18 protein-coding genes and 1 pseudogene are annotated in these 14,442 nt (G+C 57.0%); 1 reads left to right on the forward strand and 18 read right to left on the reverse strand.

The features are described from left to right. Positions 1-13 precede the first annotated feature (13 nt). From HPY90_RS04495 to HPY90_RS04540, 10 genes are read right to left on the reverse strand one after another with little or no spacing between them, the layout of a single operon-like run. Positions 14-574, reverse strand: a complete 561-nt coding sequence (locus tag HPY90_RS04495) for a hypothetical protein (protein ID WP_287191683.1) — start codon at positions 572-574, stop codon at positions 14-16. Then, a complete protein-coding gene (locus tag HPY90_RS04500) occupies positions 571-1,143 on the reverse strand; it encodes a phage virion morphogenesis family protein (RefSeq protein WP_287191686.1) in 573 nt (190 codons plus the stop codon). The genes HPY90_RS04495 and HPY90_RS04500 overlap by 4 nt, the downstream gene beginning before the upstream one ends. Continuing rightward, a complete protein-coding gene (locus HPY90_RS04505; protein WP_287191688.1) occupies positions 1,140-1,514 on the reverse strand; it encodes a hypothetical protein in 375 nt (124 codons plus the stop codon). The genes HPY90_RS04500 and HPY90_RS04505 overlap by 4 nt, the downstream gene beginning before the upstream one ends. Position 1,515: 1 nt before the next feature. Next, complete coding sequence (locus tag HPY90_RS04510) at positions 1,516-2,133, reverse strand: hypothetical protein (protein ID WP_287191691.1); 618 nt, start codon at positions 2,131-2,133, stop codon at positions 1,516-1,518. Positions 2,134-2,142: 9 nt separating this feature from the next. Next, positions 2,143-2,370: a DUF5659 domain-containing protein gene (locus HPY90_RS04515; RefSeq protein ID WP_287191694.1), complete on the reverse strand. Its 228-nt coding sequence runs from the start codon at positions 2,368-2,370 to the stop codon at positions 2,143-2,145. An 11-nt stretch (positions 2,371-2,381) separates the two neighbouring features. After that, complete coding sequence (locus tag HPY90_RS04520) at positions 2,382-2,591, reverse strand: hypothetical protein (RefSeq protein ID WP_287191696.1); 210 nt, start codon at positions 2,589-2,591, stop codon at positions 2,382-2,384. Further along, positions 2,588-2,827 (reverse strand): hypothetical protein, encoded by a 240-nt coding sequence (locus HPY90_RS04525; protein WP_287191699.1) that lies wholly within the window; start codon positions 2,825-2,827, stop codon positions 2,588-2,590. Before HPY90_RS04525 ends, HPY90_RS04520 begins: the two co-directional genes overlap by 4 nt. A gap of 19 nt (positions 2,828-2,846) precedes the next feature. Beyond that, on the reverse strand, positions 2,847-3,776 hold the full coding sequence (locus HPY90_RS04530) for a phage major capsid protein, P2 family (RefSeq protein ID WP_287191701.1): 930 nt from the start codon (positions 3,774-3,776) through the stop codon (positions 2,847-2,849). A gap of 14 nt (positions 3,777-3,790) precedes the next feature. Continuing rightward, positions 3,791-4,648 carry a hypothetical protein gene (locus HPY90_RS04535; RefSeq protein WP_287191704.1) on the reverse strand — a complete coding sequence of 286 codons (858 nt, stop codon included), beginning with the start codon at positions 4,646-4,648 and terminating at the stop codon, positions 3,791-3,793. Between the two features lies 1 nt (position 4,649). Next, positions 4,650-5,204, reverse strand: a complete 555-nt coding sequence (locus HPY90_RS04540; RefSeq protein WP_287191707.1) for an XkdF-like putative serine protease domain-containing protein — start codon at positions 5,202-5,204, stop codon at positions 4,650-4,652. 520 nt (positions 5,205-5,724) lie between these two features. Here HPY90_RS04540 and HPY90_RS04545 point away from each other — a divergent pair. After that, positions 5,725-6,105, forward strand: coding sequence for a hypothetical protein (locus HPY90_RS04545; RefSeq protein WP_287191710.1), 381 nt, complete (start codon positions 5,725-5,727; stop codon positions 6,103-6,105). 102 nt (positions 6,106-6,207) lie between these two features. On the opposite strand, the gene HPY90_RS04550 is transcribed toward HPY90_RS04545, so the two are convergent. From HPY90_RS04550 to HPY90_RS04575, 8 genes and pseudogenes are all read right to left on the reverse strand, one after another. Then, entirely contained in the window at positions 6,208-6,540 is a 333-nt protein-coding gene (locus tag HPY90_RS04550; protein ID WP_287191712.1) for a hypothetical protein, read from the reverse strand. Between the two features lie 15 nt (positions 6,541-6,555). Next, the gene (locus HPY90_RS04555; RefSeq protein WP_287191716.1) at positions 6,556-6,924 is read right to left on the reverse strand and encodes a hypothetical protein; all 369 of its coding nucleotides are present in this window, start codon (positions 6,922-6,924) and stop codon (positions 6,556-6,558) included. 1 nt (position 6,925) lies between these two features. Beyond that, positions 6,926-9,046 (reverse strand): hypothetical protein, encoded by a 2,121-nt coding sequence (locus HPY90_RS04560; RefSeq protein ID WP_287191719.1) that lies wholly within the window; start codon positions 9,044-9,046, stop codon positions 6,926-6,928. 11 nt (positions 9,047-9,057) lie between these two features. Continuing rightward, complete coding sequence (locus tag HPY90_RS16080; RefSeq protein WP_353733636.1) at positions 9,058-9,501, reverse strand: hypothetical protein; 444 nt, start codon at positions 9,499-9,501, stop codon at positions 9,058-9,060. Next, positions 9,459-10,220: an HNH endonuclease gene (locus HPY90_RS16085; RefSeq protein ID WP_353733637.1), complete on the reverse strand. Its 762-nt coding sequence runs from the start codon at positions 10,218-10,220 to the stop codon at positions 9,459-9,461. The genes HPY90_RS16080 and HPY90_RS16085 overlap by 43 nt, the downstream gene beginning before the upstream one ends. Before the next feature lie 85 nt (positions 10,221-10,305). Further along, positions 10,306-11,373, reverse strand: a pseudogene (locus HPY90_RS16090) (minor capsid protein); the annotation flags it as partial. Then, positions 11,351-12,934: a phage portal protein gene (locus tag HPY90_RS04570; RefSeq protein ID WP_287191726.1), complete on the reverse strand. Its 1,584-nt coding sequence runs from the start codon at positions 12,932-12,934 to the stop codon at positions 11,351-11,353. The gene HPY90_RS04570 and the pseudogene HPY90_RS16090, both read right to left, overlap by 23 nt. Positions 12,935-12,947: 13 nt before the next feature. After that, a complete protein-coding gene (locus HPY90_RS04575) occupies positions 12,948-14,432 on the reverse strand; it encodes a terminase large subunit (RefSeq protein ID WP_287191729.1) in 1,485 nt (494 codons plus the stop codon). Positions 14,433-14,442: the final 10 nt, after the last annotated feature.

Here is a 14,442-nt window from a genome sequence, read left to right on the forward strand (position 1 = left end):
CTTACCTCCTTCCTCACTTCTTCAGGCTCCAGGTTGCCTGATCAGTGCCGCCGGTTGTCTGGTTCTCATAGACCGCCTCAAACTGCCTGGCCAGCTTGCCGTCCTGGAACTTGCCGGTGTCCACTTCCACGCTCTCAACAACGAAACTCCCCGAGGCCCGCCGGAGGTTGGCCGGTTCCACTGCGCCCGGCCGGCCCATGGGCTCCACCACCCGCACCGGATATTCCTTGCTGTTGACAGTGAGGTAAGGATTGGCCTCCAAATAGGCGGCCATCTTTTCGCCGATCTCCAACACCCCTGTGGTGGTCTCGGCCACGACCTCGAAATCAAAGGCCAGGTCATAAGTGGGCGCCGGGTCAAACACCCGCACCGTCCCCGCAGTCTCGTCCTTTACCTGGACCGGCACGTTGGCATCGTCCAGCCTGGACCGGGCCGCGTCCGGCAAAAACAGGATGAGCACCGGCAATTCGGCGATCTCCAGCATGTCGCTGTGGGTGGCCGAAACGGTGTTGGCCAGGACGTTGGCCTTTAGGCCCTGAAGGAGCGTCCTCATTACCGCCTCAAACTCGCTCATCTGGGCGCCCCCCCGATGGTTCCCTTGGCCACAGTCTCGGCGAACAGCTCAATCCAGTTGTCCTTCTCGGCCTGAAATACTGGCTCAAACGTGGGCCGCCGGGGGATGCGGATGTACTTGGTTTCGGGCTTCAGGTGCAGACCCTGGGAATGCAAGAACGCCCGCATCTTGGGGGTGACCTCGATCAGGAGGTCTCCGCCTTCGCCATTCCCCAATTCGTGGATCGCCGCGATGTTGACCAGGGCCTGCCCCTCCTTGTTCTTGGCTGTCCGCTTGACCCCCACGAAGACGGTGGCGCCGTCCACGACCTGATAATTGATGCTGTCCCTCAAGTCGCCGTGCCTGATCAGGGGCTTGGAGGATTTCTTCTGGGCGATAGTAAAGGGGTGGTTCGGCGCATACTTCTTCCCGCCAGGAGCCCCCTCGGTCATGCCGCGCTTAAGGGACCCTACGGCGGCCTGACCCACCCGCTGCAGGCCGGTCCGGTAGGCCTTCTGGTACTCTTTATCCAGGCGGCTGAGGAAGGCCTTGGTCTTGGCCCACTCGCCGATCATCTGGACGCCCATCATCCCTTCCTCCTTGCCTCGAACAGGACTTTCAGGAGCCTGGCCTGCCCGCCGTAGTGGGCCGCCGGCCGCTTCTCCGTGATATACAACTCGACCGGCTGGCCGGCTACGGCGGCGATCTTATCACCCTTGTTGAGCCCCCCGGGAGGTTCCCTTTCGATGAGCAGGTGCCCCGTAGTCAGCGGAGAGTCCCCGCCAGCGACCATGTTGAGGGCCTCGAACCGGTCATATTTGACCTGGGCTTCGACCGTCACCGGCGCCAGCTCGTATTGAACCCCGGTTGTGGGCTCCCGAAAGTCCGGGTCGAACTGGGTAGCCGCCCGGTCAATCCGGTAAATGGTCACATCTACCGGGTGAATGAGTTTCGGCCTCATGTCAGACCCCTCCGATGGCTATCGGAGCCCGGAAAAGGGCCAGCACGCGATCAATATCCGGGTCTCCGGTCAAGTCAAGGGTCCCCACCAACCGCTCCAGGGTGTAGGAGTGGCCGTCGGTGGTCTCGCTCACGATCCGGGACCGCTTCCGGTCCTCCTGGCCCTCGGAATCTCCTAAGAGGGGCAGTTCACGGATGACCAGACGCTTGGCCGCCTGCTTGATTAAGGCTGGCGTCTGGTACTCGGTCCCCACTTTGTCCACGAAGCCCCAAGTACCGGCGATAACCACGTTCTGGCGCCCCCTGGGCCATCCCGCCTCCCGGTAGATTTTCGGGTTGCGGCGGTCATCGGGGAAGAACCGGTTATAGACCTTGAAGTCGGTCACGGCCAAGCCATCCACGGTAACGGCCGCCACCTCAATGGCGAAGATGGGCAGGAAAATGGTCTGCCCTCCCGTACCGTCCACCATAATGGTCACGGCCCGTGGCTCGAACCACTGCCGGGTGATGCCATCAATGTAGGCGGTGGCCAGGTCTATAAGCAAGGCCAACCGGGTATCTGTAGCCCGCTCGGCCGTGATACCCTCCTCCCGTATGTCCTGAACCGTGCAATACGCCATGGCCACCACCTACCTGTGGATCAGCTTTTTCAGGGCCCGCACCTCGGCGTCGTACTTGCGGAAGTCCGAATTGGCGAACTCGATAGCCAGGTGTTCCACCACATCCAGGCTGTCGTTAAAATAAAAGACCGCTCGCCTTGGGGTGCTGCGGTCTATCCTGACTAACTCTAACCCTCGCAACTTCAGGTATCCGGCCAGGGCCAGGTCTGAAGTTGCGAACTCTTTAATCTCATTCATGGTAGTCCTCCTTAGCCGGTATAGTTATCGGCCTTGACGGTCTTGAGGGTTACGGTGGCCGTAGTGGGCGCAGTGCTATCGGCGCCGGCGGTAACTCCCCCATGGGTATGGGTCTGCAGAGCATTCTTCAGTGCCTCCAAATCGGCCGCCATGTCGTTCAGTATCTGCCATAGCTTCTCCTGGTGGGCCCCGGCGTCCCCGATGTTAAATGGAATTTTCACCGCTTACCACCTGCCTCAAAAAGGCCGGAGGCCATCAGCCGCCGGGCCAGCTCCTGGTTCTCGACCTGCCGGGGGACCTCCTTCACGAACTTCACGCCCCCCGAAACTAAGGCGGCCGCGCCCTTTAACACCAGCACGGCCGCTTCTTCTTGGGCTTCATTATTGCCTTCCGTCAAAGCCTCGTCCTTTACCTCCATGACCTCGGCTTCAGTAAGCTGCTTCTTACTCGCCGCCATTACTCACTCACCTGCCTATTTAAACGATGTTGTAACCGATCACCAGGGCATCGTCCACCACAATCTGCGCTGCGTCTACCCGACCGGTCATGGTGTACTCGATGACCCGCTTGCGAGGCTTGCGCTCGCGGTCGCTGGTAAACTCCCTTTGAATGCCCGTGGCCAAATTCTTTCGTAGGGTCAAAACGATCACATCGTCTGGGATGTAGTCTACCGGGAAGATGGTGATACCTTTATACTGCGGCAGCTTACCGGTCTGGAGCAACTCATCCGCCCAGGCGGTCTGCCGGGTGGTCAACTGCTCGATATAGGCTTCGGCCACGGTCGGGGAAACATAGAAGCGCAGCTCGGCCTTGTTGGCCTTCCATTTGTTGGGCAGCATGTTCAGCATGCCCGGGAAAACCACGCCCTTGTAGTCGGTGCTCCCGTTGGTATCGAACTTGTAGGTATTCGCGCTGGCCTTGGCCAGTTTGATAAACCCGTCGTCAATGGAAAGGAACGCGTAAAATGGATCGGTATTCGGCGTTGCAATGTCCCCGTTCCACGCCAGGTCGGTTAGGTCATTCGCGAACTGCAGGGCTAGCATCCGGGCGATGTGGTCCTCCGCCCCCTCCCTCTCGATGTTATCCTCCAGGAAGGTGAGAGAAATGTCGGCCGGCAGGATTATCTCCGTCGAGTTTAGCTGCTTTTTGCTGGTCTGAATGCCTGCGGTTTCGGTCGGCTCAGTGGCCTCCACGCCCTTACGGATAATCCGGTTGGCAACCCCGATAAAATCGAGGTCCTTGGTGGGGCCGGTCATGCGCTCTGTCCGGATGTCCTTCAGGAACGCGGACTGGTCTACCATGTAGTCAATGAGCTTGTTTGCCTGCTCGGGATTCAGTTTGCCCCCGGTCGCTAGGTCAGCCGAAGTGATGGCCGCCTTGGCAATCAATGCCCTGTTGGAGATCATCTTGCTTGCCTCCTTTAGCTGAGAAATACGCCGCCCCAGAAGTCGGATTTCTCTACCCTATCCTTTTCCTCCGGGACCTTATTAGAGAGGCCCCGGGCCTTCTCTACCACTTCCAGACGCTCCTCCAGGGGCTTAACAGCCTGGGCCACGGCCTCTTTGATTATGTTCTGTAGTTCCTCCTGGCCCTGGGCCGCCGGCTCTTGCCCCTCGGTCTGCTTCTCCAGCTTCTCTAACCTCTCGCTAATGGGCTTGGTGGCCTCGGTAACGGCGTCGGCCACCATCTTGGTCAGTTCCTCCTTGGTCACTTGCGTCCCCTCCCCGCTGTTGGTATCAGCCTCGGCTTCGGCAATAATCTGCGCCAGTAGGTTATGGGCGTCTTTTAATGCCTTTAGCCGGGCTGCGCTAATCTTCCGTCCGGCCTTCTCTACCTCTACAGATAATTGCTCCGCAGCCTTGGCAAAGCCAATTTGGCTGATCTTGCCGAGCAGATAGGCCCGGAATTCCTCTACCACCTGATTTATCCTGGCCGGCTTGTCCTCGGCATCGCTGCTCAAGATGTTGGTGCATATCTCGCGCAGAGTGCTGAAGGCCCGCCAAAGGGCGTCCTCGGTTTCAATGGCCGCCATGGCCTGGGCAAAAGAGGGAGTGGTGTTGGTGTCGGCCTTCCTGGTGCCGGTGAAGAACTCCTTCAGCACCCGAAAGAAGCCCTTCATCTCTTGCTCTTCGGCCGGGGACTCTTGAACTGGCCTTTCGTTCTCCGGCCACTCGGCGGATTTGAATATCTTGAACGACCGTTGGTTAGCCCCTTTTTTGACCAGGCTTACCATTTGAACATCCACGTTCCGCAGCTCTCCTGGCGTCGGTTTGTCCACGTCAACTCACCCCCTCCTGCTCCGGGATCAACTCGGCGACACCGGCCATAGAATAGCCGGTGATCTCCCCTTTAAGGATGGCCTGCCACGTCTCCTCTTTCAGGATTTTGGTGCCCAGCACCCAGGCGCCCGGGGTGAAGTCCGGGTCCCCCGGCCGGGCAATGAAACTCTCCACGACAACCCCCTCGTCGGGCTCCCAGTCGTGCTGCTTATCAATCTGAGTAAGGCGCAGGTTCTCCATGAACCGGTGGGCCATCTTCTCGATCTCCTCGGCCGTCATCCATTGGCCCTGGGAGTCCTTTTCGTTTGGGACATAGACCTCGCCGTAGACGATGCGCTTTTGCAGGTCCGCCTTCTTGAAGGCGACCTCTTTCTTTACCTCTCCGACCTCCCCGATCCCCAGCCGTTTGGCGTGGGCCTGCAGGTGGGCCAAGGCCTTCTTCCGCAATTCCTCTGCCGTGATGCTGTCGGTAATGGGCTTGATCTGATTTGCCCGGGCCAGGGCATTCCGCAGGTGGGGCAGGTCCACGCTGCCGTCATCATTGGGATCAGTCACGCTCTTGCCATGGTGCGGCAGGTGCCTGGCCCGCTTATCCTGGGTTTCACCCTTCTTGTATGCCGGCTCTATAACGGCGAAAGCGGCATCCGGTAGATCGTTGAGCCTTCAAATGAAGGCGGTTGTCCACTTTGCCTTCGTAATTTCTTCTAGCACCGCCTTCATATTTATCACCCCCTTTATTTAATTTGTGGTATACTATAAGCGGAATTGGTGATTGGAGGTATATTTATGCCGGTAACTCTCATATGTCGCGAATGTGGGCGTCCTTTCCTTACATCTCCTTATCGCGAAGGAACCGCAGTTTTCTGTTCCTTGGAGTGCAAGAACAAAAGGTTTGAGAAAACATGTACCTTTTGCGGAAAGACTTTTTGGGTTAAGCGATATCGCAAAGATGCCGCCCGCTTCTGTAGTCGGGAATGCGCCTCCCGCTATCAAAAGTCTCTCTTACCTCTACAAACTCCTGGCCGTGTTCAAGTAGAATGCGCCTATTGTGGAATGCCTAAGCTTGTATGGAAACATGAATTTAATCGATCGAAATCAGGCCGCTTCTTCTGCTCTTCTGAGTGCCGCTCTGGTTATCTTAAAAAGTTTGGACCTAAAGGCCCAGATAACCCTAACTGGCGAGGTGGAAAACAAACGGGCGTTTGCCACGTTTGTGGTAAGTTATTTTCTTTCTACCCGAGCGTTCGTCCAGATGCCAGGTATTGCTCGAATGAATGCCGGCATGCCGATCATGGCAACCTTATCCGTGGCAATGGTTATTTTTCAAGCCCGGCCACAGCTCGCCAACAAGCTCACAAATGGCTACCAAATGAGTGTGCGATCTGCGGCTGGAGTGAAGCATCCTGTGACGCTCATCATATTTACGGAAGGAGCTCAAACGACATTTCTGATTTAATAATGCTTTGCCCCAATCACCATCGCCTGGTACACCAAAAGAAAATCGATATGGCCGTCTTAAAAGAAGCACTTCAACGCCAGCATGAAAAGGCAGGGCTGGTTATTGACCAACAAAAAGAGGATAAAATGCTTTAGTTATGGGCTGTAGTACGACCTCGCCAGTTTCCTCTTTCCCCACCCGAATTAGGCCAGGGTGGTCCTTGACCCATTTCTTGGCCTTGTCTAGTGTCCATCCTTGGTCTTTGGGAAAAATTAAAGACTGGGCGACCATCGACCCAGTCCCGTTTTTCAGTTTGCCGACCACCATCTTGATCCCGTTGGTATTCTGCAACTCTATCGTCCTGAAGGACCCTTCCTCGAAGTCGTCTGGTGCCCTGATCCGGTAGCGGTAGCTGGTGCCCGTTTCGTCCCAGCCCTTGGCTCCTTCAGGCATAAGCCCCTCACCACCTCAATAATGATAACCCCGGCGCCCAAATTGCCGCCGGTAAAATTCATAGAGCTCCTCGGTTGAACTGAACTCCGGGGCAGGCCCCAAGAGATAAGGGCGCACCCTCTTGTTGTACTCCTCAAGAGTAAGGGCCCTGAACTCCACTAGGCCAAAGTCCCGTCGCCCGTCCTCCAGGGTGTCCTCTACCCGGTGCCAAACAAACCCGTCTGTGGTCTCCTTCACCAGCTCGCCAAAGAACTGATGCCCCCGGTTGGTGTCGTGGAAGCCCACCCAGTCTTTGTGCACCTCCACCCCTATCGCCAGCATCAAGGGAGGGCGCAGGCCAAAATGGCTGTCCTTCACCAGGTAGAGCACCTTGTCGCTGATCACTTTAGATCATCTCCTGCACTCTAACGAAGTCCTCTAACTTTTGGCCGTTGATTTCTTTCATACCGGCCTTACGGAGGGCCTGGATCAAAGTCTGCCGCTGGCGCTCAGTATCGCAGACGACGCCGGTGATACTCTCTTTTCGGATGCCGCGCCTCAGCATTACCTCATTGCCCGGCCTGTAGGCGTTATTCAACCTGGCAATGAACTCCTCGGCCCCCAACCGTCTCCGAAACTCGCTTTCCGCAGTGCTCCCAAACCCATCATGCCCGTAAGCATACCAGTCGGTGCGCTCTAACTCGCTTACGTCAACAAGTAGCCTGTAGCCGCCTCCCTTGAAATGCTCGGCGAACCGGTACTTGCCCCTGGCCCCGGTAGGCACCAAGCGGACAAAGGCGCTATCGGCCCCGCCTGTTTCAACGTCTGCGCTCTGGCTGGCACCGCCGCTGAAAATGCCGTTATGGTAGCGTTGTAAAGTTGACATGAGGCCTGGGCTGTCGGGGGAGAGAATATCCACTACCCTCTGCGCGTCATCCCCAACACCCGCAAACAAATATTCTGCCCCCAGCCGACGGTATTCCTGGCTAATGCCCTCCTCCACGTAGGTCCTATAGCCCGGCCAGACCTCCTTTTCCACCAGCTTATCCGCCCGGGCCGGGTCAATGCCCTTGTTCCGTAGCAGGCGTTCCATCTGCTCGACCGTCCGGGCCTCGAGGCTGACCTGGTATTCCTCCCTAGGGACGTGCTGCCAGGCCAGGCGGGAGAGCCGAAGCAGGCGCTCCTCCTCGGGCAGCGGGTCAGCCAGGGCTGCCTCTAGGTTAAGTTTCTTCAGAACCTCCTGTGCCCGCTTCGCGGCCCGCACCCCGTCTGTCTCGTATACCCTGATTTCCAACTGCCTCATCAGAGCCCGCTCCGGGGCGGTACCGGCGAAATACACCGTCACATCCTCATCGCTTAAGTACCAGGCCTGGCCCACCCGCCTGTAATCCTGGCGGGTCATCTGGTAGACGCCTTTGGTCCGATCCGGCCGGCCAGCCTGAAAGGTGAACCCACCGCGGCCGGCCCCGGCTTTCTTTAGGGCTTTCTCGACCTCGGCGTGATAGGCTTGAGGGATTTTCATTGTGAGTTGGAACCCAGCCTGGCCATCCTCCTCAATCCGGCGGATGGTAATCTGCTGGCCCTCGAGGCGCTTTCCGTCTTTGCGGATGGCTATTCCAAATGGATTCTTCGGCACCTGGCCGAAATCCTCCAGGACATCAGCCCCCGCCGGCACCTCCAGCTTGGGCAGGGGCGGCTCTTTTACCGCCGCCCGCAGCCTGGCCCGGGCACGCTCCTTGGCGGCCATACTCAATGCACTGGCCTTATCGGGGTTGGCCAGGGCCTCGATCAATTCCTCCTTCGTCATCTGCTGGAAGTATTTGATCTGCTGGGCCTTGGCCATTTCTTTCAGAGCCTTTGTGTTGAGTTTTTGTAGCTCCTCCTTGGTCATTACCCGGACCGCTAGGGGAGCTTTCACCATCTCGGCTCCGGTCATCTCATCTGCGAACTTGAACGTCCCCTTGAACTTCGGGTCCCGGGCCTTGAGCAGGGAGGTGAAGAACTGCCGGAACTGCTCCCGCGTTTCCTGCTTCCGTTTAACCGCCTGGTCCAGAAAAGCCTCGGCTTGCGCCCCCTTCCCGTGAAGGGCCTCGACATAGGGCCGCAGGATGGCCCGGTATTCCTCATCGGGTATGGCCTCCAGCCGCTGCAGGGCCGGAAGCACTGTTTGCAGGTCCAGGTCAACCTCCTTCTTGGCAAAGGCCCTGTAGATGGTGTTGTAAATGGGCTCCTGCTCTCCGTAGACGGCATTGGGGTGATAGTCCAGGCTCATTTTCCAGGACTTGTGATCGGCCATGTATCGAAAGGCCTGCTCTTTGTCGGTGCCCAGTATCCTTCCGTCCTTGAGGAGGATAAAGTTGCCCCCGTGGCTGTCGAAATTTCCGATGGCCCAGTCCAAGACGTGCTCCCGCTGGATTTGCCTCCAGTCCTCTGGGGTCAGGGACTTCCAGTTGATCTGCTTCAGGTTGCCCTCCACGTCCGGGAATAACTTCTGCAAGGTACCCAGCCGCCCCTGTTCGTCCACCACGACCTTTACTTCTACGAACTGGCCGGGGTCATAGAGGCGTTTCCCGATTTCCGAGGCCGCCTCCTGGACATAGGCCCGGAAGGGCTCTGGCTTGCCCCTTTAGAAACCGCGGGCTTGAAGATGTACTGTTGGCCATCCGGCCCCTGGTAGATGAATTTCTGGCCGCTCCCGCCCAGGTAGGCCCCACTGCCCACATAGTCCAGGTGGTCCATAGACGGAAGTTCGCTTTTGGGCTTTGGCTGCTCAAATTTGATGTCTAAAGGCTCATGGCTTGCAATTGCCTCGCCGAAGGCGGAGACAATATAGGTGGTCCGGCAATTATGGACTGCAAAGCCGTTGGCAAAGTAGGATTCGTCGTCTTCGACTTCAAGGTTATATACAGGCCCCCGATATCGCTGCCTTTCCAGTGAGACTACCGGGATCCATTGGAACTCATGTCTTGCTCCTTGTGGTATTCCAGGTGCGCCAAGTTGTTTGAGAAGAGCATCAGGTTCTCTGGCCTGTTGTCCGTCACTATGCCGTTCTTGTGATGAACCACTTCTTCTGGAACGAGGTATCGTCCCAACAACTTCTCCATTACAAGGCGGTGTTGCGGCACATACCCCTGGCTGTTGGCAAAGGGATGATCTGGACGGTACTCGTATATATACCCCCTCTTGCCTATTTTGATCCCGCCGTTCCACTTGTAATGCTTTTCCCCGCTCCTGGCCTTGTTCCGACAAGCCCGGGAGCAATATTTCCCAAAGCCCTTTTCCAGATAGGCTCTGTTCTTCTGAAACTGTTTCCCGCAAACCGCACAGACCAGTGCAACTCTGGTATCCCGAGCTTTGGCCTTGCACTCTTTGCTGCAGTAAATGCCCTTGCCCAGCTTCACCTGGTTCTCTTGAACCAGAAATTCTTTCCCGCATTGCCGGCACACCCGGGTCACCTTGGGATGATGACAACGTTTTTCCTTGGTCCGCCCAGTAGACGCCTTCGCTCTCGCCTGGTTCCGACACTCTTGCGAACAATATTTCACGTGGCTGCGGGATGGAAAAACTTGATACTCCTTGCCGCATATCTGGCATATTTTGCTGATCATGGCTCTCGCCTCCGGGTTTCCATTGCGATTGTAGCACAACCTGGAGAAGAGAGCAATTCTCAAGACGAATAGCCGGCAACCACTCGATCCCATTAGTGGTTAAGGCCAGATATGGGTGATCAAGCGTGCTGGTTATCTGGCCGTTAACAACTATCAGTTCACCCTCATAAGGCCGGACCATAGTTGCCGTTACAGGTTTCCAACGCCCAATATGAGTAAGGACCAGGTCCCCCTCTGCAATCTGCTCAATGGGCCGCGGTCCATCAATAGTCATTACCGTGGTTCCTGGTGGGAAACAGTGGAAATGATATGGCGGAAGCGCCATTCCTCCCGCCGCCAGTTTTTCCGTGCTCCAGGACTGGACCTCCTTAACCTGCCGCCACGGGTGAATTGCCTTGATGTCCTCCGGCATCTTGGCGTTCAATACGGCGTCCCTTAGTGCCACGGCGTGCTCCACCTTAAACACCTTGCCATTCATAAACCGGCAAATGGGGGAGGTCCTCTCGTCCATAACGGCCAGTATCTCATATTCCGAGACCTGGGCTTCCACCATGCTCTGTACCCCGCCGAAGTTCCGGGCCCGGCCCACGGTGGTAGCAGCTAAACCGCGCCAGTAAACATCACTCCTGGCAAACTGATCGCCGAGCACGGCTTTTAACTGCCGGCCTACTTCTTCCCGGCCCAGGCCTTGCTCCAAGGCCAATTGCCGCACAGTGCTGGCAATGTTTTCCCCCAATTGGCTGTCGTAGTAATCCCCGATCCAAAACACCGTATGGTCTGCCAGCCACTGACGTGCTCGCTCGTCTATCAGGTCCAGCTTCGGCTCTATGCCCACCTGCTGGCCCACCAGCTTCCGGCCCAATATGTAAGCGGTGCCCACCAGATTGGTTACTTGCTCCTGGGTCATGGCCTGGAAGCCGGACCCCATTTCCCGAGCGATGGTGCTAAGGAGGAGCTTGATTTCCTTCTCGTCAATGTCGCCCTCAAAAGACTGTAGGAGGGCGGCACCCTTGTTGATGGCTTTTTGCGCCTGGGCATTCCAGCCTTCAAGCAATACCTGGGCCAGTTTCTGCTCGACCTTGCCGATGTTCTCCTCAGTGGCCGCCATCTCCGCTCCCGACCCGAAGAGATGCCGCTCCGGGCCAGCCTCCTTTCGAACAGGTACGAAAAGGAGGAAATCCAGGATATAGTCAATGGTCTTGGCCAGTTCCCGCCGTTCTTCCTTACTGAGCAAGGCCCAATTCATATTCCTCCAGCCTCTTTCGCACCTCGATTAGGAAACTAGCAAACTTCTTGACCGCCTGGGCCTCATCTTCCGGGGAAGCCGCGGAAGCTATTCCGGACCGCAGTTTGGCCAGGTAAACCTCCAAGGGTTCCTCCAGCCAGTCGGCGCCCTTGGGATCGGGAAGTTCTTTGTTAAGGATTTCCTCCATAATGCGCCGCGCTTCTTTGGTGGTCATTCCTGCCTTGACAAAGACGTTGAGCATTTCGGTCATGTCTTTGGCGTTGTCCGCCGTGGGCGCCAGGCTCTTGAACTCCCAATACTTCACGTCCATGGCTGGGAAGAGAAGTCGGTTAATGGTGAAATCAAAGTCATCCCGCTCCGGCCCAAAAACCTGCTCCTCGGCCACCCGCTTGCTTTCCTCGGCGGTGGAGCGGTTGAAGTCCTTTGTTCGCCCGACATAGATAGGCGGCAGGCGGAAAGCCGAGCGCACTTTTTCCTGGTTCTTCTCGTCGTACTCAACAAACAGGGCGTCCTTCTGCTGGGCTTCGGTCAGGGGTTTTATTTCAATGCCTGCCTTCTGGCCCGCCGGCGCTAGGGGGTTGGGCGTGGTCTCGGCTTCAATAACAAGGATCTTGTGGAACCCCTTGCGCCCCTTGATGTTGTTCTGGATATAATCCTCTATCCGCTTAACGCTATCCGAGGCAAGCCGGCCGGAAACAAGAACGGCCAGAGGCGGAACCGTCTTATTATCGAAATACTCATAGTTAACCTCTTCAGCCTGTCGGCTACCCCGGACGGCAAGGATGGTTCCAATCCAGCGAGGCACACCATAAGGCGACCGCGGGGAGTAGATTTTGAAGTGAATAACCTCGGTGGCCAGTACAACGTCCGGCTTTTTTGCCTCCTCCTCGGTCAGGACCTTGCCGGTTTTGGCGTCTATTAGCCTCGGATCGCCAAATTCCTTAAAGTACACCGTCTTGCCGTCCCTGATCTGGACGAACCGCCTAAACCTTTTGCGGTGAGGGATTTCCTCATAACTATTGTCATCCCTTTTAACCCGCAAGACCATATCAGTCGGTTCACGATCTAGCGGAGTAAGACGCATGGTGTAACTTTCCAGGTACTCTATCCCGGCAATTTCGCCCTTGCCGTTCCGCAGTATCTCCCAGTAGGCGTTGCCCGTCGTCTCTAGGTCTCGCCTGGTTTTCCTCCTGATCTTCGTGAAGCTCTCGTCCGGGTTACAATACCGGAAGAAGTTCTTTATGCGGCGCCGTTCGGCCTCCACCTCGGGAGGATATTTCCCGTCTGGGCCCGGCGTAACCCCTTCAGCCGGCTCAAGCGTAAAGCCAAACCCGTCAATATTGGTCTCCATGGCATCTATACACTGGCCCAGGATGTTAGAATACTCGGGGAGCAAGGTGAGCACCCGCAGGTCATAAGGCGGCTCGATTACTCCTCCTTCTCCATATAGCCCGGCAAACGGGTCCTCCTCCAGTTTGTTGCTGGTGACTATCTCCTTGCCGCCAAGCACCTGGGCTTTGTAGATGGTCGCCTGCAAGGCTTGTTCCTGGCTTTCGGCCATTACTCTCACCTGCCTACCCGATAATCAAAGCCCGGCCGCCTTCGCCTCCGCCGGGCTCCCAGATCTGCCACGGCGTGGCTTTCCGCATCTGCCAGGCTATGCACAGGGCTGTTACCGTATCATCGTAATTTCCTTCCCCGTCCGGGGCCCCCGCACTGCCGTCGTCCTTCCATTCGAAGGCGATCATCTCGCCCTTGGTTGCCTCATCATAGACCGTAATGAACCCCTGACGGACTGCCTCCTCGGCCTCGTCCACCATCATAAACTTGGTCGCAGAGTTTGTGTCCCACCCCGGATGTTGAGGCTTGTAAAAATAAAGCCCTGGGGTTTCGAACTCCAGCAGCTTTACCAGCACCGCGTGACCGTGGTTGTTGCGTTCTACCCCGAGGACGACGCCGTATGGCTGGCCCTGGCGGTATTCCCTGGCCAGCCGGTCCACGTAGACCGCCAGCACCTGTGGTTTCAGTGCCCCGTGAAGGATGGCAACCTGCTCCCAGGTGGACATCTTGAAAACCTGGGCGCAGGCCCGGTCTCCGTCCGGCAAGCCCTCCGAGGTATCCACCCCAATGGCGTACCGCTCCCCGGGCTTGGGTCGTTCCCATACCCGCAGGTAATTGTCTCGGTATATGGGCTCCTTCTTCGGCCAGCGTTCGATAATCGTGGCATCAAACACCGGCCGGCCACTTTGCAGGAAGTTGCACTCATATTCCCGGGCAAACTTTCTGGGCCCTAATCGCTGGATTTTAGCCCGCCGCCACTTAATCTGTTCCGGCGTGAGGTTATAGTTGGCAATAAGGTTAAGCTCCTCGTCCGAATAGGGCTCCAGGGTTTCCCCGGGCCTCAATGGCATCCTGTATTCTGGGTTTGCCCACCACGGGTATTCGTGGAGTTTGAACTCGCTCTGCCCGGCCCTGGCCTTCTGGACTTCCGCGTAAAAAGGATCGCCCACTCCGTTGGGCGTGCTCTCAATGCAGATGTTGCCGCTCGCCGGCACCGCCTCCAAAAGTCCGGACAGAGTTTCTTCCGCGTTTGGCCAGAAGGCGACTTCGGTGGCCAGCAGGTTGTTTATCGTTTCGGAGCGGCCGGCGTCCTCGGTGGCCGAGGCGATGGTAATTTGGCTTTCCAGGTCAGGGAACGTGAACTCGTATTTGTTGTCGTACCGCACCCGCGGCCGGAACTCGGTCGGGATACGGAAGAACATCAGCTTCAAGGCGGCCAGCAGTTTACCCGCCGCTTCGCGCTTGTGGGCCACTATCTTGGTATGGGTGGCCTCGTTGGTTATGGTGTCGTGCAGGTATTCGGCCAACTTGAGGGTGGAGAAACCATGCTGCCTACCTTTGAGAACAATATCCCGCTTTGTTCTATGGGCCATATAATGCCGCTGGACCGGGTTTAGGTAAAAGGGTACTATCCGCTTGTTCTTACTCCTGATCCACAAGAAATTTTCGATATACCAGACCGGGTCCAAGAAGTTTTGCTCGCTGATTTTCTCGGCCATGCTGACCACT

The sequence above is a fragment of the Syntrophothermus sp. genome (genome assembly GCF_013314835.1).
In the GTDB taxonomy this organism is placed as follows: domain Bacteria; phylum Bacillota; class Syntrophomonadia; order Syntrophomonadales; family Syntrophothermaceae; genus Syntrophothermus; species Syntrophothermus lipocalidus.